Source organism: Streptomyces sp. NPDC053427, assembly GCF_044544985.1.
Taxonomy (GTDB): Bacteria; Actinomycetota; Actinomycetes; order Streptomycetales; family Streptomycetaceae; genus Streptomyces.
On sequence record NZ_JBITYA010000022.1, the window covers coordinates 43,798 to 44,565 of the forward strand.

Annotated in this window: 2 rRNA genes; both read right to left on the reverse strand. The window is 63.9% G+C overall.

What is annotated here, in order from left to right:
• Positions 1-463: 463 nt before the first annotated feature.
• Positions 464-580: ribosomal RNA gene (gene rrf, locus ACIGWZ_RS38660) — 5S ribosomal RNA — on the reverse strand.
• Between the two features lie 114 nt (positions 581-694).
• Positions 695-768, reverse strand: a 23S ribosomal RNA gene (locus tag ACIGWZ_RS38665); the annotation flags it as partial.

Here is a 768-nt window from a genome sequence, read left to right on the forward strand (position 1 = left end):
CGAACCCACCACGGTCACCACCCGAGGGACGGTCGTCCCTACGGAACCCGCCGCGGTCACCACCGCGCTCGCCACCACGGTCATCGCGCCGGTCATCGCGCCGGTCGCCACCGCGGTACCCACCACGGTCGCCACCGGACGGGCGGTCGTCCCTACGGAACCCGCCCCGCTCGCCGCCACGGTTGTCACGGCCTGCATAGCCACCGCCGCCGGCCGGACGCCCACCTCGGTCGTCCCGACGCGGCCCCCGGTCATCACGCCGGAAACCACCGCGGTCACCGCCGTCGCGCGGCTGCGGCCGGCGCTCCGAACGATCGTCGGAAGAGTTGGTGGACATCGACGTGACTCCTGTCTTCGGTACTGCATTCATTCTCGCGCACCGACCACTTCGGCGCGCTTCGGGAAAAACAAAAAGGACCCTTGGTCCCAGCTGAACGCTGGGACCAAGGGTCCTTGAAAGATTGTTCGGCGGCGTCCTACTCTCCCACAGGGTCCCCCCTGCAGTACCATCGGCGCGGAAAGGCTTAGCTTCCGGGTTCGGAATGTAACCGGGCGTTTCCCTAACGCTATGACCACCGAAACCCTATCGGGTTCTAGCGAACAAGCACACTTTTTAGTTAAAGAGTGAAACTTGGTTCAACCAGCGATTGCGACTGTTCGCAACCCGGGAACCACACAGTGGACGCGAGCAACTGAGGACAAGCCCTCGGCCTATTAGTACCAGTCAACTCCACCCGTTACCGGGCTTCCATATCTGGCCTATCAACC